The sequence below is a fragment of the Thermodesulfovibrio hydrogeniphilus genome, from assembly GCF_054657355.1.
Map to the genome: position 1 here is coordinate 1,984,066 of NZ_BAAHYW010000001.1, position 23,455 is coordinate 2,007,520.

A 23,455-nucleotide genomic window follows, 5' to 3' on the forward strand; every position below is an offset into this window, starting at 1 on the left:
TTTCCTGTATTTACTGCCGCAAAGCCAATAAAAAGGGTAGTTCCTATGTAAATCCAGCCAGCTGGTGTAACCTTTACGGAGGTGTTGGAATACTTTCTAAAATTGATAATACCACCTCTTCCTTTGATAAAAATTCCTCTTTTAATATAATCCTGTGTGGAACAACATAAGATATAATCTCTTTAACATCCTCAGGTATAACATAGTCTCTGCCCCTGAAAAAAGCGAGGGTTTTAGAGGTATAAGTAATAGCAAGTCCTGCTCTTGTTGAAAGTCCAAGAAGAATTCGGCTGTCCCGCCTTGTTGCATTTATAAAATCAAGAATCCAGTTAATGATTTTCTCAGATAAATAAACATTTTTTATCTCATTTTGTAAATTAATAATCTCCTCTTTATCCATGCATGGAGTGAGCTGATAAAGTCTTTCTCTGGAACTGCCTCCTTTTAAAATATCCATTTCCGCCTCTTTGTTAGGATAGCCAATCCTTATCTTCATCATAAACCTATCAAGCTGACTCTCAGGCAATGGATATGTGCCAAAGGTTTCAATTGGATTTTGCGTTGCTATAACAAAGAATGGCTTTTGAAGCTTATATGTTTTTCCATCAACGGTCACTTGCTCCTCTGCCATTGCTTCAAGCAAAGCAGACTGAGTCTTTGGAGTAGCTCTATTAATTTCATCTACAAGAACAATGTTATTGAAGATCGGACCGGGTTTAAATTCAAATTCACCAGTGTTTTTATTATAAATGGATACACCTGTAATGTCTGTAGGAAGAAGGTCATTTGTACATTGTATTCTTCCAAAGCTCAAATTTAAAATTCGTGCCAAGCCAATAGCCAAAGATGTTTTACCAAGACCCGGAAAATCCTCAATCAGCAAATGACCTTTTGAAAAAATAGCAATTAAAGACAGGACAATGGCATTTTCTTTACCCTGAAGATTACCCCGAAGATTATTGACAATCTCAAGTATCTTGGCATTTTTAATGCTCTCTATCATTTTTTATTTTAACAGTTATCGGATGTTTATGGAAATGATGGACAAACATATATAAATTGAACCATCCTCTATATAAAACCTTTGGTAACCAGTCATTGCAAACCTCGCCGTTTTATTTTTCAGTGATTGCAATCCTCACCGATTATCTTTTCCCTTTATTTCGAGCCTGCCCGATTTTTTTTGCCATTGCAAGCCTGCCATATAATTTTTAGTCATGCGAGCCTGCCGACAGTTTTTTCCGTTATTGCGAGCCTCACCGATTGTCTTTTTGCCGTCATTGCGAGCCTCACCGAAGGTGAGGCGTGGCAATCTCTCTTCCTTTATATCCCATCCTGTCATTGCGAGTAGTGCGAAGCACTGCACGGAAATCTCGTTCCTTTATATCCTATCACGTCATTGCGAGGCATCCGTAAGGATGCCGAAGCAATCTCTTTCCTTGTTGAAAGGAAAAAAACGAGATTGCTTCGGGACTTTCTCCCTCGCAATGACCCCTCTTTTGTTATCACGAGGCTTGCGAAGCAAGCTGAAGTGATCTATTTTAGCTCCTTGAAGAATTGCCACGCTATCAATCACAATAGAGGTCTCTCGGTGACGAGTTTCCATCTCTATTTTAGGGTCTAATCCCTAAAATAGAAATAGAAATCTACTAAAATAGAGAGGCTCCTTTGTGTATAATAGTTTATATGGAAACAACAAAATCACCCATTGGGTGAACTATTATACACAAGGAGCTTAAGATATGATAAAACAAACTCTGCTTAATTTCAAGTTTAAAAGAACAGATGAAAAGTTAACTCCCCATGCAGGAGCTACTCTTTTTACAGAATTCATGTTGGCTTTTGGAGTTAAAAAGCTTATTCAGAGGATAATGCCATCTCCGGGTTCAAACAGAGGATATGATGCTTGGCAATATATTCATCCCATCGTTCTTATGTTACTTGCAGGAGGAAGACACATAGATGATTTAAGAGAAATTGCTGAAGATAAAGCTTTAAGGGAGAGCACTGGCATGGGAAAAGTCCCGATTCAGGAAGTATCTGATGCGTACAAATATGAAGACATTTTTAATGAGACTGTTTTTGAGAAACTTAAGGCAAAGGAAGAAGAGTTAACAGGACAACAATCTGATGCCTTAAGCCAGAAAATAATGGAAAAGAGAGAAGAGTACAATGAGTTAAATCCTGAATTAATTGAGGAAAGAAAAAAAATCAACATCCGCTCTTCCTACGATGAAAGAGAAATTATACGCGACAGTATGGAATGTCCTGCTTGTGGTAATGCATCCTTTTGCGTTCTTAAGCTTTATACAGAATCGGAAGACGACCTGAGCGGGCAATTTTTAACTGTAGGCAGGTGTTTTGTGTGTAAACTGGAACTGTCTGAAGATGAGCTTAAAAACACTGGGATGTTATAAATTCCCAGTGTTAATTTTTACACGAGCATTCATTTGATTATAATAATTAGAATGAACGGTAGCGAATCTAAATTTAAGCGATTCCTAAATACTGAAAGCTCTTTCAGCTATTGAGGAAGCCAATCCTGAACTTGATGGCGTTTTAAAACATATAAACTTCAATGCAATAAAGGGAAAAACAAAGCTTAAAGACCAACAAGTAATAGACCTAATTCACCACTTTAATAAATACAAATTAACCAGTAATAATTTTGAATTTCCTGACCTTCTCGGTGCTGCCTACGAGTATCTACTTAAAGATTTTGCAGATTCTGCCGGTAAAAAGGGTGGTGAATTTTATACTCCTGCCTGTGTAAAAAGACTAATGGTTCAGTTAATTAAACCCCAGGAAGGTATGAGGATTTATGACCCCACTGTAGGTTCAGGAGGATTTTTAATTGCAGCACGGCAATATGTGGAAGAGCAGGGACAGAATCCGAAAATATAGCTCTCTACGGTCAGGAAAACAACGGACTTACATGGTCAATCTGCAAAATGAATATGATTTTACATGATATTCCTGATGCGTATATAGAAAACGACGATACAATTGCGAGTCCGAAATTTCTTGAAAATGGCTATATAAAGCAATTTGACAGAATTCTTGCCAATCCACCTTTTTCACAAAACTATTCTCGTGCCAACATGGAGTTTCCTGAGAGATTTAAATATGGCTTTACTCCAGAGACAGGCAAGAAAGCAGACCTTATGTTTTTACAGCATATGATTGCAAGCCTAAAAGGCAATGGCATTATGGCAACGGTTATGCCTCACGGTGTACTGTTTCGTGGTGGACAGGAAAAGATCATTCGTGAGGGAATTGTAAAGGACGACATCATTGAGGCAATAATTGGACTTCCCGCAAAGCTTTTTTACAATGTGGGCATTCCAGTCTGCATAATTGTAATCAACAAAAGTAAACCAGAAGAGCTAAAGAACAAAATATTATTTATCAATGCAGATAGAGAATACGGAGAGGGACGAAATCAAAACTACTTAAGACCCGAAGATATTGAAAAGATTGTTACTGTATTTGAAAAAAGCTTGAAATACCTAAATACTCACGTCTTGTTAATTTAAAAGAAATTGAAGAAAATGACTTTAATCTCAACATAAGAAGATATGTGGATAATTCACCAGACCCTGAGCCTGAAGACATAAATGCCCACCTTCATGGTGGAATACTAAAAATTGAGGTTGAACTTATAAACGAGAAAATGCGAAGATTTGGCTTTGACTACAAAGATTTGATAAATGAAAAGAATGAGAAATATTTTGAATTTAAGGTTGATGAAAAAAGTAAAATCAGGGAATTCATCGATGCATCCAGGGGTATTAAAGAAATCATAAAAAAAGAAATCATAAAAAAACACAAGAGTAGTCTGAATGAATGGTGGAATGAGATTTTAAGTGAGTTTGAAAACATTTCAAGCAATAATTTATGGAGATTTAGAAACAACGCAAAAGAGAAACTTAAAGAAAAATTACTGCCCTTAAGCTTGCTTGATGAATTTAAAATTGCTGGAATCTTTGTAAACTGGTGGGAGGATTTAAGATATGATTTCAAAAGTATTATCTCAAGCGGTTGGAGGGCTGAGCTTGTAGAAGAAGAAATGATAAAAGAGAAGTTTTTCAAAGAGGATAATGAGGAGATAGAAAATATTGAAGCAAAGATTACTGAACTTGAAGGCGAATTGAATGAAATACTTGAAGAAATAGAAGACTGGGACGAAGAAGAAATGGGACAGAAAACAGGTTCAAAGGCAATTGCCTACATAGAGGAAACATACGGTATTAAATATTCAAAAAACATGGCAATATTAAGCCTTTCTGAAGAGCAGAGAAAGGGATATGAGCTTATTATAAAAATTAAAGGAAAGAGTGAAGAGTTAAAAAAGTTAAATAAAAAATTTAATGAATTGAAAAAAGAACTTGAGAAAAAAATTAAAGAAAAATTGGAATCTCTCACTCAAGAGGAAGCAAAAGAGCTTATTCTTGAGAAATTTTATAATAAAATAGATGAACAAATGAACAAATACCTAAACGCAGAAAAGAAGGAACTCGTTAAGTATTTTGAGAACCTCTGGGACAAATATCAGGTCTCTATGAAAGAGCTCCTTGAGGCAAGGGATAGAGAGACAGAAAAGCTGAATGAATTTTTGAAGAGTTTGGGATACCTGTAGGAATTAACTTATGAATAAGTTAGGGTTAAGTGATGGCAAAATTTGAAGAGTTAAAAACACTACCGAAAGGTTGGAAGTGGGTGAGGTTGGGGGAGGTGGCTGAATTGATTTATGGTGAAGGCCTAAATATTGATAAATATAAGGAAGATGGTGGTACTATTGTGTATGGCACCGGGGGAATACTTGGTTTTACAGACAAACATTTGGATATTGGAGAGTCAATTGTCATTCCTAGAAAAGGGACAATTAATTCAAAAACATTTATACCTAAAGATACAAAGTTTTGGGTCATAGATACTGCTTTTTATCTAAAGTTGGGCAACAATGATATAGATATGCATTATTTATATTATTTTTTTGAGACAGTTGATTTTAATCTTTTGAATGAGGCGACTGGCGTTCCAAGTTTAAATAGGGTAACCCTTTACAGGATGTTGCTACCCCTTCCTCCTCTCCCCGAACAGCAGAAGATTGCTGAAATTCTGGAAACGGTTGATAATGCAATTGAAAAGACCGAGCAGATTATCGAAAAATACAAACGTATAAAACAAGGGCTGATGCAGGAACTACTAACCAAAGGAATTGATGAAAACGGCAAAATCCGCACCGAAAAAACCCATAAATTTAAAGACTCACCGATCGGTAGAATACCGGAGTAAGAGATTCAATTATTGCGAGGGCTCCAACCCTTATACGAATTCTTTCATCCTGAAGCATTTTTGGAATAAGACGCATTTCATTTGGTTCGTGTTCAAAAAAGGTAATTATATTTTCCAGATAGCCATTGTCAAGATAATCAAAAAGCATATTTTCAAAGCCTTCTCCAGTCCAATTTCCATTGTTTCCGTTCATAGTATCACCTCTGCCAATCTGGTTTTATTCTCTGCCCACCGCGAATATATTTTTCCGCCGAGAGGGCTGCTATTGCTCCTTGTGCACATGCAACAACTACCTGCCTCACCATAGGAGATGCTACATCACCAGCTGCAAATACTCCCTGAATGTTTGTCTGCATAAGGTTATCAGTAATTATAAAGCCCCGCTCATCAAGTTGAATTGATTCACCAAGAAAATCCGTAATAGGCTTAGAACCTGCCATGAAAACAAAAACTCCATGCAAAGGAATTGTTTTTTCCTCTCCTGCTTTATCCTTTAAAACAATAGCCTCAACAAAATCTTTTCCCTGAATCTCTTTAACAGAATGCTCAACTATAATCTCTATTTTTGTGTTTGAGAAGATTGGATGCTGCTCATCAACCTTAATTTTTGATGAAGATGTGATAAGATAACACTTTTCAGCAAACTGAGTTAAATATACTGCTTCTTTAGCAGCCTCTTCATTGTCTCCTAAAGCAGCCACTATTTTTCCTCTGAAAAAAGGAGCATCGCATACTGCACAGTAACTCACACCTCTACCAAGCAGTTCTCCTTCTCCCTTTATTGTTGGCTTTCTTCCCATAGAGCCGGTTGCAATAATTAATGCCCGAGCATTATAAGAAGATTGCATCGTAAAAACTTCCTTTGGCTCTGTATTTAGATTAACACCAACTACTTGCTCCTCTTTGTATTCAGCACCCAATGATAGTGCTTGGTTGAGGATTCTTTCAAGCAATTCTTTGCCAGAGATTCTCTCAAATCCGGGAAAATTTTCTATTAATGTTGCGTAGGAAATTGCTCCAGCGGTTTTAGATTTATTAAGAATAAGGGTGCTGAGATTGGCTCTTCTTCCATATATAGCTGCAGTAAGTCCTGCAGGTCCTCCACCTATGATTACAAGGTCATAAATTTCTGCCATAACTTTGCCTCCTTGACATTACGAGACATTTTAAGGATGTCTCAGCAATGATATTATTGAATTTTATTTTTTATTATATCAGTTTGATGAAGTAAATACATAGAAATCGTGAATCCAAAAATAAAGATAGAAACTCGTCACTGCGAGCCCTCTGTTGCGAGCGATAGCGTGGCAATCTTGGGCGAAGCAGTCTCTAATAAGGCTTTATTGAAAAACAAAGTAGAGATTGCTTCGCATCCTTCGGATGCTCGTAAAGACAGCAAAAAATACTTAATTTTCAAATGGTTATATCAATTATTGGATTTCTATCTCTATCTTTTGGGTTCAGCAAGGCTCATAATGACCTCCTTTTTCAGTCATTGCCAGGGATTCTCTCTCCTTACAAGGAATAAACAGGGCAATGTTGTTTCGCATCTTGGCGCACCATCGTAATAATAATGAGAGTGTTTTGCGATGACAGAATAGAGAAAAATCTATCGCAAGCTGAAGGTATTGCGACCTCTATCAATGAGCTTAAAAAAGAATAATTTAGGACTTAATTTTTTTTAAGATTTTAACTTATAGCCTGCATCCTCCAATGATTTAGATATTATCTGCAAATTTGTTTTATTTTCATCAAAAGTAATAACAGCTTCTCCAATCTGTACTTCAGACTCCTCAACACCTGCTTTTTCAAGTGCCTGAGTAACTCTTTTTACGCAATGCTGACAAGTCATTCCTTCAATATAAATTTTAATAGTTTTCATGTTGCCCTCTAATCTTTTCAGACTTTTCCAAAACTTTATTATACATTTCTTGTCTTTTTAATTTGAGCTTCTCTCTTATTTCAGAATATTTTGTTGCAAGGATTTCACATGCAAGCCAAGCTGCATTTTCAGCTCCATTTATTCCAACTGTTGCCACAGGAACACCGGGAGGCATCTGAACAGTAGAAAGTAAAGCATCAAAGCCATTTAATGCTCCTGAAGAGATTGGAACTCCAATTACAGGCAAAGTAGTATGGGCTGCAATAAATCCAGCAAGATGCGCTGCCATACCAGCTCCAGCTATGATAACCTCTATTCCTCTCCCTTCAGCCTCTTCAGCGTAATTCTTTGCCCTATCTGGTGTTCTGTGGGCAGAACATACATCAATCTCAAAAGGAATGCCCATATCCTTGAAAACTTTAGCAGCCTTTTTCATAATATCATAGTCACTATCACTTCCCATGAGTATTAATACTTTAGTCATTTATCTCCTCCTTGTCATTGACTCAAGTCTTGCAATTCTCTCTTCAATTGGTGGATGGGTGCTAAAAAGTTTCATTATTGTTTTGCCAGAAAGAGGATTTACAATGAATAGATGAGCTGTTCCCGGATTTGCATCCATTGGTATTGCTTGGGATGCATAGTGAAGTTTTTTAAGGGCATTTGCAAGATAGAGCGGATTTCCTGCTATTTCAGCTCCTTCTTCATCTGCTGCATATTCTCTTGCTCTGCTTATGGCAAGTTGAATAATCATGGCAACAATAGGAGCGATTATCATCATTAAAAGAGCTACAATCGGATGTCCGCCTTCTTCGTCATCGTGTCTGCCAAAAATATTAGCCCACATTGCCATCTGTGCAAGATAAGAGATTGCTCCAGCGATTGTGGCTGCAATTGTGCTTATGAGAATATCTCTGTGCTTTATATGTGCAAGTTCGTGGCCTATTACACCTTCAAGCTCTTCCCTTGAGAGAATCCTCATGATGCCTGTTGTAACTGCAACTACACCATGCTTTGGAGACCTTCCTGTTGCAAATGCGTTTGGCTGTTCGCTTTCAATGATGTATACCTTAGGCATTGGAAGCCCAGCCCTTTGTGCAAGTCTTCTTACAATATTGTAAAGCTCTGGAGCTTCAGCCTCTGTTACCTCTCTTGCTCCATACATAGAAAGAACAATTTTATGACTGAAAAAGTAGGCAAAGAAATTCATAGCAAGTGCCATAATCAAAGCAATTGTTGCACCTTGTTTACCTCCTATCGCAGAGCCAACAAAGATAAAAAACACTGTAAGAAACACCATTAAAACAAGAGTTTTCAATGTGTGCATCTACTACACCTCCTCGTTTGCAATTTATAAAAATATATCTTTTTAAATCTAACATTAATCTTAAAAACGAGGCAAGCAATTAAACGAACTGAAAATAGAGATAGACACTCGTCACTGCGAGCCTCCGAAGGAGGCGAAGCAGTCTCTAATTGGTGGATGGTGAATGGTGGATGGTGCATGGTGAAAACCTCTCCGTCATTGCGACTCCGAGCGAAGCGAAGCAAACTCGTCGTCATAGTGCCATAGAGCGACAGTGCTACAGAGCGACAGCTTAGAAATCCAACAATTCATAACTACGAGTCCCCTGTTGTGAGCGAAAACGTGGAGATTTCAGAGATTGCTTCAGCATCCTGACGGATGCCTCGCAATGACCCATCCGCCTCGTCATTGCGAGGGACGAAGTCCCGAATCAATCTCGTCTTTCTATCCCCCGTCACAAAAAAGAGATCACTTCGGCTTGCTAAAGCAAGCCTCGTTATGACGGGAAAAAGTTGCTTTGCAAGCCTCGTGATGACAGGCAGAGGGGTCATTGCGAGGGCACGTAGTGCCCGAAGCAATCTCTAAATATTCGTAAAAAGTAAGACATGAGACGTAAAAGGCAAACGGAGAGATTGCTTCGCATCCTTCGGATGCTCGCAATGACAGCAAAAAAATACTTAATTTTCAAATGGTTATATCAATTATTGGATTTCTATCTCTATTTTTCGGTGTTTCATACGCAAATCTCATCTGAAACATTTGTTGAAGTTCATACAATACGGCAAATGGATAGAGGTTGACTACAATCGCCTTTATGTTCATAGTGCATTGGGATATAAGAGTCCAGAGGAGTTTGAGATGTTATACTATAAAGAGGCAGGCAGGAGAATAGCATGCCCTCTACACATTTAAGACATCAAAAATGTTCAAACCAAAGGGGTGCATTACAGGGTCAACATAGAAATTTCTGTAGTTAGGATATTTTTCTTTGAGGTCATCTTTCAGTTTAATGTCAGGGTAACGGTTAAGAAGGATGTCAATAAGAGTAAAAGCGATAGTTTCTATTTGAGAGCGAGAGAACTTGGAACACATCCAGATAACAAAACGGAAAATTTTATTCACGGCTTGGCTCCTTTGTTTTATTTGGGAAAAATTAGTTTAACCTCTAAAGTAGAGGGGGAGACAAGCTTTTTTACAGAATGCATTGAAGAATAAGAATTTTATAGACTTTTAAGTAGTAAATTTTTGACAATACTAAAAAAATAAAAAGGAGGATTTATGGAGCCAATTAACAATCAGGAACAAAAGACTCAACAGAGTTCTTTTGACAAAACAATGGAGAATGTGTTTTCTGACGCAAAGAAATGGGCTTGGATTGTTTATTTCTGCTATCTTGGTGCAATTTTATTAGGAGTAACTGCAATTGTTGGAGTAGTTATGGCTTACATTCAAAGAGGCAATGCTGCTGAATGGCTTAAGTCTCACTTTAGCTATCAGATTAAACTGTTTTGGGTATCCATTTTACTTGCAGTTTTGTTTATGTTTGTTGGGTTTGGTTCAATAGTAGTCTTGCCACTATTCCCACTTAATTTTGTTCTTTACGCTTTGATTTTGGCTTGGTTTATTTATAAAAACATTAAAGGCATGATGGCATTAAGCAAAAATGAAGCTATTGCATGGAAATTTTTATAAGAAAGCGATGAAAATTGAAAGAAAAATACTTTTAGTTTTTCTTCTGGCATTGTTAATTACAGTGTCTGATTTACTTTATGCAGAACAAAGCATAGAAGAATTTATAAAAGATACTACATATCAGCTCTTATCACTTGAAAAGCCTGTTAAACTCCAAAATGGGAACTATGTAGATGACAGAATTAAAGTCGTTCTTCTTAAATATGCAGTCAAAGACAAACAAATTAAAAAAGAAGATATTGAAAACAGACTTCCTGATGCGGTTGTTTTATTTTTGATAGAAAAAGACGGCAAAGCAGAATACGAAGCAGTTGCATTAATTGAAACAGACAAAGGTATATTGCAGACAAATGCGGTGTCTCTTACAGGATTAATGCGTTATGGAGAAAGCATAACAGATATAAGAAATGTTAGGTTTGAACTATATGGAGATACTCGCTATTTCTTATACGATCCACATATTGTAATTGAAGTAGGAGTAGGCAAAGGTTACTATTCAAAAATTCCTGTTTCTTTAATGCTTAAGAAGGAAGATAAACAATACAGGCTTGTTGAATATGAACCTGTAATCGTGAAATAATTAATTAAAATTACGAAAAAAGGAGGGAAAAAATGTCAAAAGCAGTTTTACTTTTGGTCGGACTTTTTGTAATATTTGGCGCTTTTTATGCTGAGGCAGGTGAAAAGGACACATTAGGCACAGTTGTCTCCATAACCCTTGAGGACAGAAAAGCCTTTGAGCCTGACACTTTAATTATGAACTTACAAATTAAGGCTAATACCTCAACTGAAGCTGAAGCAATTAACATATTTGGCTCAATTGATAAAGCAATAAGAAGTCTAAATGTAGATTATACAGGGGGAAAATACTCAGTAGCAAAATATTGCTGGTGGGAAAAAGAAAGAAAACGCTGTGCTGGATATAAAGGAGAGCTAAATTATGTTTTTAAATTGAAAGATTTGAGTGAGCAAAGTAAAATATTTGAGGCAGTTGAGAAATTCAAAGACAAGTATGGAGAGAAAATAAATTACGCAGTATCAGAGCCTTACTGGACGATATCAAAAGAGCAAGTAAGGGCAGTGGAAGAGGAACTTCGTTATTCCATAATTGATTCAGCCAAAAATTTTGCCAAGAAGGTATCAGAAAAGCTGGAAAAGAGTTGTTCAATATCAAGAATAAACTATGATATTGATCGTTCAAGATGGTGGGGCTGGTGGAGAGATGAATTAAACTTATTTTCTGCTGGTTTGAAATATGAAAAGATGGAAACACCTGAGCCCAAAAAAGAAGACAGGACAGTATCAATAAAAGCATCTGTTGATTTACAGTGCAAGTGAAAAGTGAAATGAGGAGAATATATTATGCTATTTGGTTTATCAGAAATCAATAGAGGTAAATTATGAATGTGGTTACTATATTAAAATGTCATCTGTTTTTACTAAATTGAAATGTCACATATATGTTAACCTCCTTCTTTTAGGCAAGCAATCTAAAGGAAGGAGGTTTTATGGAGAAAAAATACATTTTTACGGAGGAAGAGTTGAAGAGGTTTGAAGTAATGAATCAAGTCTTATCAGGCTTTTTAACCCTTAAACAAGCTCAGGAGATATTAGGGTTGAGTTACAGACAGGTTTTAAGGCTAAAGGAGAGGTTCAAGTTTCAGGGTTTTGAGGGACTTTTAAGGAAAATACCTGAGCCACCCACAGCCCTAAAGATTGACTCTTCCGTCAAGGATGAGATCATAAGCTTGAGAAAGTCCTTGTACTGGGATTTCAACATACTTCACTTTAAGGATAAACTTAAGGATGTTCATGACATTAACTTAAGCTATGAAAGTATAAGAAAGATATTGATACAGGAAGGGTTACATGAACCTAAGAAGAAAAGAAAAGTATACCGAAGGAGAAGGAGGATGCCTAAGGCAGGAATGCTTGTGCAGATGGATTCATCTCAACATAGGTGGATTGAAGGTATTGGGCAGCAATGGTGGCTTGTAGCAATGATAGATGATGCAGATGGATTTGTGTATGCTGAATTTCATCCATCTGAGACAGTATGGGCAAATATGTCAGTAATAAGAGCATATATAGAGCAAAGAGGTGTCTTTATGGCTTTATACACTGATAAAGCCTCTCACTTTAGGACAACAAGACATGGAGGGCTTCACTATCATGTTGAAGTACAACATAAAGAAACCCAGATTGCAAGAGCATTAAATGAATTGGGGATTAAACTAATCAATGCAAATACTCCGCAGGCAAAAGGAAGAGTTGAACGTAAGTTTAGATTTTTTCAGGACAGGCTTATTAAGGAGATGAGATTAAGTGGCATAAGGGATTATGATGAGGCTAACAAGTTTCTCAAAGAGGAATTTCTTACATAAAGTAACAGTAGATACACTCTTTCTGTAGAGAGTCTTTATATGCCTGTGGCTAAAGAAAAAGACCTTGACCTTGTCTTTTCAATAAAACATCCAAGAAAAGTGAACAAAGACAACACATTAAGATACTGTGGAGGAGTTTATCAGATACTTCGTGTAAAGGGAATTAAGAGCCTTGCAGGCAAACGGGTAGAGGTTTGTGAACTTAGAGACGGTAGAATGGAGATATTATGGGAAGGCAAACGTATAGGATATTCAGAAATAAAAGGATTAGATAAGACAGAAAAAGAGAGACTTAAAGAGAAAGAAGAGATTTTAAATCTCAGGACTTATATAGAGGAACAGAGAGAGCAGAAGGAAAAGAAAAAATATAAACCTGCAGCTAATCACCCTTGGAGGAGAAGCTTAAAATAAAATGTGACATTTTAATGTAGTAATAAAGTGTGACTTGACTTTAGTAATGAGACTGTTCAAAAAATGATAAAGGTTTAAGTCTATGGAGATAGGTAAGAAAAATTTAAAAGACTTCAATAAAAAATTGATAGTAATTTTTCCATCATATGCTCAAACATTAACCCTTTTATCACTAAAAAATCAATTGTTACCCCTCAATTTTCAAATGCTATCCCTTAGATTTCCTATATTGTTCTCTTTATATTATTGTTTAGTATATGCTTTACACACTAACAAGTTTGTTGTTCGTCTTAAATCCAGCTATGACTCTGCTCAAATAAGCTGCAATGCTCATAAAAACATGTATGCTTACTTGTTTTATCCCCCTTACTCTCAACTGACAAAGCCTTTGAGCTGTCTTAAGTACATTGTTGACTCGTTCAATTACTGTCCTTTGCTTATAAGTCGCTTTAAAGCTTTTCTTACTTCTTATCGCTCTCATTGTTTTTTGTGTGTCTTGGTCTTCTTTGATATAAAAACAAGGTCCGTAATCACTCTTGCCATAGCAGATGTTTCTAAAAAGACATCCTTTTCCTTTTTCTTTATGAAGCCCGCAGCGAAATTTTATTCTTCCTCTTTTGCTTTCTCTTCCCCAATAACAAAGTTCAATTCCTACTGGACAGACAAGTTTTCCTTTGGATGTTACAGTTATAAAGCCTGTTTGCAAAGGATTTTTTCTTCCTCTGGGATTTTCAGCAATGTATGGAATAATGTCTCTTCCCAAAAGAAATTTCCCATTTTCCACAGAATCATATCCTGCATCTGCTATTACTGCCTGTATTGTTTTGTTGTTCTTTTTAGCAATCTTTTGAGCAAACTCTGTCAAAGGTGCAAGAAAGTGCCCATCCCATTTATTTCCCTCTGTAACAGTGGCAGATACAATCACTGGCAATTCTGTGGTAGTGACTGTGAGATGGACTTTGTAGCCAAAAAAGCTAAAGTCCTTCTGTTTGTATCCAAGCTTAGCATCTTTATCAGAAGGAAAGGCTTCTATATGGGTAGAATCTATAGAAAGCTTAAGTTTATTGCTTTTTATATTAACCAAAGATTGAGCAATAAGATTCATAACAATATCATGAAAAGTGTCAACTCCAAGTCTTTGCCTAAAGTAGTGGAAGGTGTTATGTTTTGGAGTGTTTCCGTAGGAGAATCCGCAGAGAAAGCAGAGTCTACCGTCAAACTTGAGCTTTTTAGCAAGGTCTCTTTTAGAGTTGGCATATCCAAGATAAATGAGCAAAAGTGCTTTAAAAAGACTAACAGGGTTGTAGCCTTGCCTACCGACGGAGGAGTACTTATCTCTACAAAGTTCATATATGAAGGAGAAGTGAATACTGCTGAAAAGAATTTTAAGGGGGTCATCAAGAGGTATAATTTGAGAAATGATATTGTCAGCAAAGTTAGGTTGATTATGTCTTCTCGTTGCTTGTCCTCCGATATAAAAGGATTAAGATATTTTAATGATTTAGGGGCAAAGAAAAAAAGCAATAGCTTACAAATGCTTGATTTTCAGGTGTTTGTAAGTTTTTGAACAGTCTCTTTATTACAGATAGAAAAGACCTTCAAAAACAGCTTAGTGATACTTCAAAATCTGTTGGCTATACGGTTCATTTGGCAGATAACATAGAAAAACTTAAAGAACTTTTAAAAACCGACACTCCCGATTTAGTTATGGGTATGATTCATAAATTTCAGGAGAGAGATTTGCAAAAAGAGTTTCCTATGCTGAATAAATCTCCGAATATTCCCATAATGATAGATGAGGCACACAGAACACAGTATAAGTATTTGGGAGCAAATCTCAGAAAAGCTCTTCCTAATGCCGTTAAAGTAGCCTATACAGGAACTCCTATTGAGAAGACCGAGATGACTTTCGGTGATTGTATTGATAAATACAGTATCAGGCAAGCCAAAGACGATGGTGTAACCGTTGAGATTGTCTACGAGGGACGGGTTCATAGCGCTGAGCTTACAGATGAAGAAAAGGCTAATGCAAAATTTGAAGATGTTTTTGTACTGGTAGACAAAGATGAACAAAAAAAGATTATGGGTAAATATACTTGGAAAGCCTATCTGGAAGCTGAAGAAGTTATCAAAGAAAAGGCAAGAGATATGGTAGAGCATTATGTGAAACATGTTTTTCCTAACGGATTTAAAGCTCAAGTAGTCGCGGTTTCAAGGCTTGCTGCTATAAGATATAAAAAGGCTTTGGAGGAGGCTTTAAAAGAAAAGATTAGCGAGCTTGAAAAAAATAACCCCGAGCATATAGATATTGAACTTTTAAAGAGAGTAAAAGCAGGAGTGGTTATTTCAGGAGAGCCAAACGATGAGCCAGTATACCGTCCTTACACCAATCCTGCAGAACATGAAAAAATAATAAAAAGTTTTAAACTTCCCTTTAATGCTAAAGATGAAAGCGGTATTTCTGGAGATGTGGGTTTTCTCGTTGTTAAAAGTATGCTTATTACAGGTTTTGATGCACCTATTGAACAGGTGATGTATCTTGATACTGTTATAAAAGCCCATAACCTCTTACAAGCCATCGCCAGGGTGAATAGGGTTTATAAAAATAAAAGTTGCGGGTTTGTTGTGGACTATGTAGGCGTGCTGAAACATTTAAAAGAAGCCCTTTCTATTTATGCGGATGAGGATATTGAAGAAATAACCAGTGTGGTAAAAAACAAGAGTAAAAGTATTGATGAATTGAGACACACACATAGTTTAATTGATAAGTTTTTTAGAGACAACCGCATAGAAAACTGGAGAGAAGCTATTGATGACTGTATAGATTTATTGGTTGATGAAAAAGTAAGAGATGAATTTATTACCCTTGCAAGACGATTTATAAAGGCAATGGACATTGTGCTCCCAGATCCATCCGCTTTGAAATATGCCACTGATTTAAAAATACTCAGCTTTATCAAAGAATCAGCGAGGAATCGCTACAGAGATGATAAACTAAGCATTAAAGATGCGAGCAAGAGGGTAAGGGAAATAGTTGAAGAGTTTCTAATTTCCAATGGTATAAATCCAAAAATCCCGCCGACTCCACTACTTGAATCAGAATTTATAAAAAAGATTGAAAACAAAACAAGCAGAGAAAAAGCTCAAACCCTTGAACATGCTATCAAGGAGCATATCATTAAGCATTTTGAAGAAGATCCTGAATTTTATGAAAGATTTTCTGATAGACTCAAAGCAGTTCTTGAACAATATAAAGAAAACTGGAATGAGCTTGCCCAAGAGCTTGAACAAATTAGAAATGATATCAAGGCTGGCAGAGAAGGTGAGCAGAATTTTGGTTTCCATCCTAAAAAGGAGATGCCATTTTTCGGGCTTTTAAAAAGAGAGATATTCGGTAAAAAATCAGTTAATACATTGTCAAATGAAGATTTAGATTTTCTTATTACTCTAACAAAGGATGTGCTTGAGATCATAGAAGCAAATACAAAAGTCATTGATTTCTGGGAAAATTATAATAAACAAAAACAGTTAAAATCTTTTATAATAGCTCGTTTTCTTGATAAATTGCCTAAAAAGATAGATACTTCTGCGGTAACTGAAAAGCCAGAGATTTATCATACAAGAGAGACATCTTCAATTTTGCAAAAAAGAAATGAGATAGCACAGAAAATAATGGAACTTGCCTATCATATCTACGGCAAAGGGTAAGGATATGGATTACAAAGTAATAAAAAGCAAAAGGAAAACTATTGCCCTTACTGTCACTGAGGATGCGCAATTGATTGTTAAGGCGCCTTTTTATGTGAGTGAGGAGACAATCAAGCAGGTAATATTAAAGCACAGAAGATGGATAGAGAAAAGGAAGAGGGAGATTAATAGCAGAGCCAAATACAAGCCTAAAGAGTTTGTAAATGGAGAAGGATTTCTTTATCTTGGAAAATGGTATAAGCTATTTATAGTTGAGGAGCAATTAGAGCCTTTGAGATTTGAAAATGGATTTTATCTTTCAAAGACCGCCTTGCCGCATGCAAAGAAAGTTTTTTTAGATTGGTATAAAAGGTCAGCCTATGAAAAAATTTCTGAACGAGTTGAGTTTTATGCAAAAAAGCGAGGTATTACCTATAACAAGATAAAGATTTCAAATGCTATGCGGAGGTGGGGTTCTTGTTCTTCAAGGGGTAATCTGAATTTTTCATGGCGTTTGATTATGGCTCCATTAAGTGTTATTGACTATGTTGTGGTACATGAACTTGCCCATATTATTGAGAGAAACCATTCCAAAAGATTCTGGAACATAGTCAAAATTATGATGCCTGATTACAAAATCCAAAGCAAATGGCTTAAAGACTTCGGTTATCTTTTGAGGATTGAGTAACTGAAAAATAGAGATAGACACTCGTCACTGCGAGCCCCCCTGTTGCGAGCGATAGCGTGGCAATCTGGAGAGAAGCAGTCTCTCTCTCCTCCTCGTCATTGCGAGCTAAGCGAAGCAATCTTGCCTTTTCCTCTTCAAAGAGATTGCTTCGCATCCTTCGGATGCTCGCAATGACAGCAAAAATAATCGGGGATGCTCGCAATGACAGCAAAGAAATACTTAATTTTCAAATGGCTAAAAGACTTTGGTCATCTTTAGAGGATTGATTAACTGAAATTTGCCAAGTAAGGGTGAGTTTTGGTATATTATATAATAATCGGCGGCGTAGCTCAGTTGGTCAGAGCAGACGGCTCATATCCGTCGTGTCAGGGGTTCGAATCCCTTCGCCGCCATTTTTTATTTTATGATCGGCTCCATCTCTAAGGCAGGATGGTCAACTTTTGCAAGATAATCTAAAAGACATTCAATATCTTCGCAAATTGTTTCATCTGCAATTTTATCAAAAAGCTCAGGAATTCCCTCCTCTTCTAATCTTTTCTTAAGAGGCTCTTTTATTCTTTCCTTTAGCTCACGAGGCATCCAAACAATCCTTCTTATTCCACCATCTCCCTTAAGAAATTTCCTTGAGGTAATGTAATTTACACCTATTCCCATAAATCCGGGAGTCTGAACTCCACCGCCAATCATTCCAGCAAGTGTTGAAAACTTCATTCCTATTGGAGTCATTCCATTGTATCCACGATTTACAATCATTACTCCATTTGCATCTGGAACAACTGCAACTATGCATTCAAAACATCCACATGATGTCATTGGATTTTCCATAATTGAGTAAAGATTTATGGTTTCAGTCTCACCACCTGAATTCTTTCTGACATATTCATCAACGCCTGAATATCTACCGTAGATACTGTCTATAAGTTTGCCTTTTGAAACAGGCTGGTTTCCTCCTGTAGGCTCAATTTCATAGGCTGCTTTAGCATCAAGCCAAGTAAATGCTCCACAAAGCCCGGGTCTTTCAGGAGTTATAATGCATACATGTTTAGGTGCAAAGCTCTGACAAAGAAGACAGGAGTAAAATTCGCTTACATCCTCGTCTATAAGTGTTGCAAGCCTCAAATCCCTTTGCTTATAGTCTTTTCTTGCCTCCTCCCTTAGAGCCAATACATCTTCTTCATCTACATAAAGCAAAACTTCAACTTTATCAACAATGCTACGAAATCTTGCTTTCATCATGCTTGCTATTATAATTCCTAAATGCTCAAGAGTTATTCCAGCCTCCTTTGCCTTTTTGCTTATTCTTATCCAATTAATATCCCTTTGTCCTATGTGCCAAAGTCCCTCAGCTTCATTTATGAATGTATGAATCTGACGCTCAAGTACAGGCTCAAAATCTTTTTGCATTTTCTTGCCAGCAACATTTACAACTATTCCCAATGGCATCCTGTCACCTGCCTCATAACGAGCTTTCCAGTCTTTGCCTATTATTTCAACCCTTTCATCTTCAATCTCTGATATATCCTTCATTCTTACTAATTCAAACGCAGGTGTTTTCTGTCCACCAAATTCTATGAATGTGTCTTCTTTTCTTACTCTTTCGCCTTCAAAAGCTGGACCATAGGATACAGGAATAGGAGGTTTTTCTACAATTATTTTCAATCCCCTTGTTTCAATTGCCTTTTTAACTGTTTTCTTATAATCAGTCTCTGAGACAAGTAAAGGATACTCTGCTATTTCAGGAATTTTAAGTTCTGGCAGATTTTGGTCAGTAATTACAGGAATTGCAAAAACTGAAGCACCTAAGGCAATTGCTACTGATTTTTCATCAATACTTCCAAAGGCACATGCAAAGGCATTCACCCTTTTTCTTACATAATCAATAATTGCATCTTTGTCTCCAGCGGTTTGTCCACCAAATATTAAGGATGCCCTGACTGCCCAATCAATTACATAAACTGCATGCTCTGTTTTTGTGCCAACAGTAACTACATAGGCATCAAAACCTGTCCTTTCTCCAGTTTTTAAAAAATCTTTTGCAATAGGTCCAATGAGAAAGGTTAAAATTTTCTTTTCCTGAAGTTCCTTTACAATTGAAGTAAGTTTATCAATATCAAGACTGCCAAGCAAAACACTTACTGCAGGAATTCTACCATCAACAAGCTGAACTCCAAGAGTTCTCTGTATAGTGTCTCCTAAAAATCCCTGAAAAACAAAATCTTCTTGTTTTTCAGGCTCTTCATTGATTAGGTATTTCAAGGCAAGATTAATTTCTGCAAGATAAAGATAATTAAGCGCAAGTGTCAGTGCATCTGAAAAATTTTCTTTTTTTAAGTTTTCAAAAAAATCTTTCAGTTGAGACATTTCTGTTATTTTTAATCCTTCAAGAGCATAGATTAAAGGCATTCCATATGCTGTATCAGGGAATTCTATTTGCTGAATGTTAGATTGTGCTTTTTTTATAAGATTTTCTGTTTCCTTTAATAAATCTTCATAGACTTTTTTTGCAAGATTTATCAACTGCTCAATCATTTTCCTTCCTCCTGAATAAATATAGATATTATAAACACAATAAGTATTCCTTTGGAATCAATCCTTCAAGAAATGAGAATTGTCAAAATAATTTTAGAACTTGCGATAAATCGGAGGTGTCAAGTTGAAAAATTAAATTAGGCAGCCCGAAAAATTCCACTGCACTTAAAACTTATAAGTAAGTCATCAAAATTTAATGACAAGAAACTAAGATAACATTTAACTTTTCAGCTAAGGCTTTGACAGATTTAGAAAATTCTCTTCCAATTGAAACACTTAAGACAGGGATTTCCATTGCTTTTTCAAGAACTATTTTTCTTTTGCTTGCTCTCTCTACATCTTCTTTGTCAACTTTCACTGAAACTTCAGCAGCAATCGCTACTTTTTGCTGTCTATCTTCCTTTAAAAATCCTGTAACTACAACATCTATGTTTAAAACATCATCTTTTTCTTCCTCTGTTATCTTTCCTTCATCAACTGCTTTCTCCAAAATTTCTGCAAGCTCCTCAAATCCAATTACTTTGCATTTCCTAATTAATTTTCCAAAATAAGCAGGTGCTTTTTCCCTTACTTTTCTCTCAAAATTCTCTGCTTTAAGTTCTGCTACATCTATTTCAAGTTTCGCTACTCTTTTTTCAAGATTATCCATCCTTGTTTCAAGATTATCCATCCTTGTTTCAAGATTATCCATCCTTGTTTCAAGATTATCCATTCTTGTTTCGAGATTATCCATTCTTGTTTCGAGATTTCCTACTTTATCTTTTAGTTCCTTAAAATCTTTTTTTACAAATTCATCAAATTTTTTAGGTAAAGAAAGGAGTTCTTCAGTTAAAATAAGAGCCCTTAGCTGTTCAAGCCAATCCTCTCTTTCCTTTAATGCTTTAAGTAAGTCTTCAAAAGTTTCTATTTTGTAAATAGTTTGCATATCTAATGCTAACAAAAATGATTCAGTAAAATCAATAACTTCGGCTAATATCGGAACTTTTGGTTTAACAAATTGGACAACAGTATACTCAAAAAATAGTCGATTAAAAATGTGTCAATGCAGCTCACTTGTTGGAGCTATGGTGAAGCAATCTCTATACCCTCGCAGCAAACCATAGAAGGAGATGACACAGTCTCTGAAAATTCGCAAAAATTAAGAAGTGAAAAGTATAAGACAAGATTGCTTCGGCATCCTGACGGATGCCTCGCAATGACGAAGTGGGGAGGATGCCTCGCAATGACCACCCTTTTTCTTTATTGCAATCGTAGCAAAGCAACCTCCGAGATTGCAACGAATAGCCTTCGGTAAGGCTTGCAAATGGTTTTGGTAATTTTAGGTTTCTATCGCTATTTTTGGGTATATATTTTCTTGACATAATAAAAAGCATTGAAGTTAAATATTCTTATGTTGACAATTGAAGGCATAAAAAATACATTGAATTCTGTTTTTCAAAAATATAGCGATAAAGTTCTTTTTGCCTATCTTTTTGGTTCTGTAGCAAAAAAGGACATAACTCCGTTAAGTGATATAGACATTGCAGTATACTTTAAAGAAGAAAGAGAAAAATTATTTGAATTGAAACTTTCTTTATACGCGGATATTTGTAGGTCTTTGAAAACAAATAATATTGACTTGGTAGTTTTGAATGTAATTGAAAATTTAATTTTACTTGAAGAAATAGTTAGACATGGTATTGTGATTTATGACCAAGCTCCTCAATTAAGGGAAGAGTTTGAGGTATATACACTGCATAGAGCTATTGATTTTAGAGAACAAAGAATGGCAATAATCGGAAAATGATTGAAAATATAAGAAATAGAATTGAAAAGATAAAATATTATCTAAATCTGATAGAAACCTTAAAGAATGATTGCAAAACAAGATTTGACATTGATCCAATTTACAGAGGTTCACTTTTGTATTATCTATATCTTACATCCGATTCTTGTATCTCACTTGCTGAAATGGTTATTAAATATAAAAAACTTAGAACACCTCAGAGTTATCATGAAGCTATTGATATATTAGGAGAAAATGGCGTTCTTCAGCCTGAATTTGCTTATGAATTTGCTTATGAATTTGCTAAAATTGCAGGCCTTAGAAATTTTCTCGCCCACGATTATGAAAAAATTGACAGTAAAATTATTTGCAACCAAATATTAAGCAAACTAAATGAAATTAGAGAATATCTTAATCAAATAGAAAAATCTTTAGATTTGAAATAAGTTGTAATTAATAGTTTCTATTTCTTTTCCCTAACATAATTTTTCAAAAAGGCTGGTATAGCACTGGCTTCCTTAGTGCCAACAATAACTTTCCAGTCTTTTAGTTTATCCTCAATTGCTCCCTTAAGCATTGCTACATAGCCTGGGATTATGAGTTCCCTGTGATTTATCTTATCCTCAATTCCGCTTTCTTTTATAAATTGAGCAATTTTGCTTGCAGAGAATTTTCCTGCTGCCCATGCAGTAAGAACGCTTAATCCATCACAGTCCATTATTGCAAGCCATGCAGGAACTTTACTGTTTTCAATTTCACCTTTAACAAGAAAGTATGTCAAGGCAAAATTTGTTGTCACAATCAAAGGACTGTTCTCATCTGGCTCACCAATTTTGTAAATATCCTGCTTTACCTGCATCGGAACTTGAGGGTCTGAGTAAATATTTTGTTTAAGCGTAAAAAGAATGAGATTTTTCCAAGAAGAAATGCCACTCAGAACAACAATTGATGAGTACTTTAGAATTGACAAAGAGGCAAGCACAGTTTCATAAAAGTCATCATCCGCATTTAAAAAAGTTATTATCGGATATCCTAAAGTTCTAAAGCCTTTTTTAAGTGCAACTCTTCTTATAATTGTGTTATCTCTAAGAAGAGCTCCTGCAGTGCTTGGCTGTGTGTCAATTATAATATCTTCAACACCCTTTTCTTTAACCTTTTCAACCAAAGAAATCACATTTTCAATTCCCTTTGCACTTACACCAAGGGGAACATTGTATTTTTTTGCAACCTCTGCCATTTGAGCAAAATTATCCTCTGTGGCATAGCTAAGAATTGGTCTTTGGTTTTTAAGAAAATCCAATGCTTTATCTGAAATTTCAGGAAAATCTGTACCTAAAATTAAAGGAATTTCTGCTTTTTCTGTTATTTTTTTCAATGCCTCAATGAATATTTCTGCATTTTCTGATTCATTCTTTAAATACACTGCATCAATTTTTAATATCTGTCCAACCCTTTCAATTTCTGAGCTTAAAACTTTATCTAATACTGTATCATCGTCTAAAATCTCTCTGTCTTTTATCTTAACTGCAAGGATTGTTGGATTGTTAAATTTCTTTTCATGCCTAAATAAAACATTTTCCTCTCCAATTTTTAACTTATTTTTCTGCGTTCCAAATTCAATTCCTCTTATTGGAGGAGTTGAAGCTTCCTTTAACTTTGTCTTGACTTCTTCTGATGCTTCAGGGCATTGGTCAATGCTTGCCTGTCCTTGTGCAACTTTCATTGCAAAGGCAAGGCATGTTGGAAATCCGCACTTTTTACAGTTTGTTTTTGGTAAAAGCTTAAAAATTTCTATTCCTGTTAGTGCCATTTA

Annotated in this window: 22 protein-coding genes, 1 tRNA gene and 4 pseudogenes; 15 read left to right on the plus strand and 12 right to left on the minus strand. The window is 35.9% G+C overall.

What is annotated here, in order from left to right:
- Positions 1-73: 73 nt before the first annotated feature.
- On the minus strand, positions 74-1,003 hold the full coding sequence (locus ACYQ3P_RS10070; RefSeq protein ID WP_460177761.1) for an AAA family ATPase: 930 nt from the start codon (positions 1,001-1,003) through the stop codon (positions 74-76).
- 739 nt (positions 1,004-1,742) lie between these two features.
- On the opposite strand from ACYQ3P_RS10070, the gene ACYQ3P_RS10075 reads away from it, so the two are divergent.
- The 3 genes and pseudogenes from ACYQ3P_RS10075 to ACYQ3P_RS10085 all read left to right on the plus strand — a co-directional run.
- Positions 1,743-2,417: a hypothetical protein gene (locus tag ACYQ3P_RS10075; protein ID WP_460177762.1), complete on the plus strand. Its 675-nt coding sequence runs from the start codon at positions 1,743-1,745 to the stop codon at positions 2,415-2,417.
- Between the two features lie 94 nt (positions 2,418-2,511).
- Positions 2,512-4,639, plus strand: a pseudogene (locus ACYQ3P_RS10080) (N-6 DNA methylase); the annotation flags it as partial.
- Between the two features lie 32 nt (positions 4,640-4,671).
- Positions 4,672-5,295 (plus strand): annotated as a pseudogene (locus ACYQ3P_RS10085) (restriction endonuclease subunit S); the annotation flags it as partial.
- Here the strand turns inward: ACYQ3P_RS10085 and ACYQ3P_RS10090 are convergent.
- The gene (locus tag ACYQ3P_RS10090; RefSeq protein WP_460177763.1) at positions 5,264-5,491 is read right to left on the minus strand and encodes a hypothetical protein; all 228 of its coding nucleotides are present in this window, start codon (positions 5,489-5,491) and stop codon (positions 5,264-5,266) included. The pseudogene ACYQ3P_RS10085 and the gene ACYQ3P_RS10090 overlap by 32 nt on opposite strands.
- A gap of 4 nt (positions 5,492-5,495) precedes the next feature.
- Positions 5,496-6,434, minus strand: a complete 939-nt coding sequence (locus ACYQ3P_RS10095; RefSeq protein WP_460176495.1) for an NAD(P)/FAD-dependent oxidoreductase — start codon at positions 6,432-6,434, stop codon at positions 5,496-5,498.
- 168 nt (positions 6,435-6,602) lie between these two features.
- Between ACYQ3P_RS10095 and ACYQ3P_RS10100 the strand changes: the two genes are divergently transcribed.
- Positions 6,603-6,866 (plus strand): hypothetical protein, encoded by a 264-nt coding sequence (locus ACYQ3P_RS10100; RefSeq protein ID WP_460176494.1) that lies wholly within the window; start codon positions 6,603-6,605, stop codon positions 6,864-6,866.
- Positions 6,867-6,979: 113 nt separating this feature from the next.
- Here the strand turns inward: ACYQ3P_RS10100 and ACYQ3P_RS10105 are convergent, their stop codons facing one another.
- The 4 genes from ACYQ3P_RS10105 to ACYQ3P_RS10120 form a co-directional block, all read right to left on the minus strand.
- Positions 6,980-7,180 carry a heavy-metal-associated domain-containing protein gene (locus tag ACYQ3P_RS10105; RefSeq protein WP_460176493.1) on the minus strand — a complete coding sequence of 67 codons (201 nt, stop codon included), beginning with the start codon at positions 7,178-7,180 and terminating at the stop codon, positions 6,980-6,982.
- Positions 7,167-7,664: a 5-(carboxyamino)imidazole ribonucleotide mutase gene (gene purE / locus ACYQ3P_RS10110; RefSeq protein WP_460177764.1), complete on the minus strand. Its 498-nt coding sequence runs from the start codon at positions 7,662-7,664 to the stop codon at positions 7,167-7,169. Before purE ends, ACYQ3P_RS10105 begins: the two co-directional genes overlap by 14 nt.
- Complete coding sequence (htpX, locus tag ACYQ3P_RS10115) at positions 7,665-8,507, minus strand: zinc metalloprotease HtpX (RefSeq protein ID WP_460176491.1); 843 nt, start codon at positions 8,505-8,507, stop codon at positions 7,665-7,667.
- A gap of 663 nt (positions 8,508-9,170) precedes the next feature.
- Positions 9,171-9,308, minus strand: coding sequence for a hypothetical protein (locus tag ACYQ3P_RS10120; protein ID WP_460178092.1), 138 nt, complete (start codon positions 9,306-9,308; stop codon positions 9,171-9,173).
- A gap of 117 nt (positions 9,309-9,425) precedes the next feature.
- Here ACYQ3P_RS10120 and ACYQ3P_RS10125 point away from each other — a divergent pair, with 117 nt between their 5' ends.
- From ACYQ3P_RS10125 to ACYQ3P_RS10150, 6 genes are all read left to right on the plus strand, one after another.
- Positions 9,426-9,701, plus strand: a complete 276-nt coding sequence (locus tag ACYQ3P_RS10125; RefSeq protein WP_460177765.1) for a hypothetical protein — start codon at positions 9,426-9,428, stop codon at positions 9,699-9,701.
- A 63-nt stretch (positions 9,702-9,764) separates the two neighbouring features.
- Complete coding sequence (locus tag ACYQ3P_RS10130; RefSeq protein WP_460177766.1) at positions 9,765-10,178, plus strand: DUF4870 family protein; 414 nt, start codon at positions 9,765-9,767, stop codon at positions 10,176-10,178.
- 7 nt (positions 10,179-10,185) lie between these two features.
- Positions 10,186-10,758, plus strand: coding sequence for a hypothetical protein (locus ACYQ3P_RS10135; RefSeq protein WP_460177767.1), 573 nt, complete (start codon positions 10,186-10,188; stop codon positions 10,756-10,758).
- A 32-nt stretch (positions 10,759-10,790) separates the two neighbouring features.
- Positions 10,791-11,516: a hypothetical protein gene (locus ACYQ3P_RS10140; RefSeq protein WP_460177768.1), complete on the plus strand. Its 726-nt coding sequence runs from the start codon at positions 10,791-10,793 to the stop codon at positions 11,514-11,516.
- Positions 11,517-11,686: 170 nt separating this feature from the next.
- Positions 11,687-12,562: an ISNCY family transposase gene (locus tag ACYQ3P_RS10145; RefSeq protein WP_460177769.1), complete on the plus strand. Its 876-nt coding sequence runs from the start codon at positions 11,687-11,689 to the stop codon at positions 12,560-12,562.
- Positions 12,563-12,601: 39 nt separating this feature from the next.
- Positions 12,602-12,973 (plus strand): hypothetical protein, encoded by a 372-nt coding sequence (locus ACYQ3P_RS10150; RefSeq protein WP_460177770.1) that lies wholly within the window; start codon positions 12,602-12,604, stop codon positions 12,971-12,973.
- Between the two features lie 262 nt (positions 12,974-13,235).
- Here the strand turns inward: ACYQ3P_RS10150 and ACYQ3P_RS10155 are convergent, their stop codons facing one another.
- Complete coding sequence (locus ACYQ3P_RS10155) at positions 13,236-14,078, minus strand: transposase (RefSeq protein ID WP_460178052.1); 843 nt, start codon at positions 14,076-14,078, stop codon at positions 13,236-13,238.
- Positions 14,079-14,168: 90 nt separating this feature from the next.
- Positions 14,169-14,447, minus strand: a pseudogene (locus tag ACYQ3P_RS11765) (transposase); the annotation flags it as partial.
- Positions 14,448-14,545: 98 nt separating this feature from the next.
- On the opposite strand from ACYQ3P_RS11765, the pseudogene ACYQ3P_RS10165 reads away from it, so the two are divergent.
- From ACYQ3P_RS10165 to ACYQ3P_RS10175, 3 genes and pseudogenes are all read left to right on the plus strand, one after another.
- Positions 14,546-16,681, plus strand: a pseudogene (locus ACYQ3P_RS10165) (type I restriction endonuclease subunit R); the annotation flags it as partial.
- Between the two features lie 4 nt (positions 16,682-16,685).
- Positions 16,686-17,348, plus strand: coding sequence for a M48 family metallopeptidase (locus ACYQ3P_RS10170; RefSeq protein WP_460177771.1), 663 nt, complete (start codon positions 16,686-16,688; stop codon positions 17,346-17,348).
- Between the two features lie 318 nt (positions 17,349-17,666).
- Positions 17,667-17,740: transfer RNA gene (locus ACYQ3P_RS10175), tRNA-Met, on the plus strand.
- Positions 17,741-17,744: 4 nt separating this feature from the next.
- Here ACYQ3P_RS10175 and acsB read toward each other — a convergent pair.
- Both acsB and ACYQ3P_RS10185 read right to left on the minus strand, forming a co-directional pair.
- Positions 17,745-19,877, minus strand: a complete 2,133-nt coding sequence (gene acsB / locus ACYQ3P_RS10180; RefSeq protein ID WP_460177772.1) for an acetyl-CoA decarbonylase/synthase complex subunit alpha/beta — start codon at positions 19,875-19,877, stop codon at positions 17,745-17,747.
- A gap of 193 nt (positions 19,878-20,070) precedes the next feature.
- Complete coding sequence (locus tag ACYQ3P_RS10185) at positions 20,071-20,802, minus strand: hypothetical protein (protein WP_460177773.1); 732 nt, start codon at positions 20,800-20,802, stop codon at positions 20,071-20,073.
- 465 nt (positions 20,803-21,267) lie between these two features.
- On the opposite strand from ACYQ3P_RS10185, the gene mntA reads away from it, so the two are divergent.
- Together mntA and hepT are read left to right on the plus strand one after the other, a co-directional pair.
- The gene (mntA, locus tag ACYQ3P_RS10190) at positions 21,268-21,663 is read left to right on the plus strand and encodes a type VII toxin-antitoxin system MntA family adenylyltransferase antitoxin (RefSeq protein ID WP_460177774.1); all 396 of its coding nucleotides are present in this window, start codon (positions 21,268-21,270) and stop codon (positions 21,661-21,663) included.
- The gene (gene hepT, locus ACYQ3P_RS10195) at positions 21,660-22,088 is read left to right on the plus strand and encodes a type VII toxin-antitoxin system HepT family RNase toxin (protein ID WP_460177775.1); all 429 of its coding nucleotides are present in this window, start codon (positions 21,660-21,662) and stop codon (positions 22,086-22,088) included. The genes mntA and hepT overlap by 4 nt, the downstream gene beginning before the upstream one ends.
- A 17-nt stretch (positions 22,089-22,105) precedes the next feature.
- Here the strand turns inward: hepT and acsC are convergent, their stop codons facing one another.
- Positions 22,106-23,452, minus strand: coding sequence for an acetyl-CoA decarbonylase/synthase complex subunit gamma (gene acsC, locus ACYQ3P_RS10200; protein ID WP_460177776.1), 1,347 nt, complete (start codon positions 23,450-23,452; stop codon positions 22,106-22,108).
- Between the last annotated feature and the right edge of the window lie 3 nt (positions 23,453-23,455).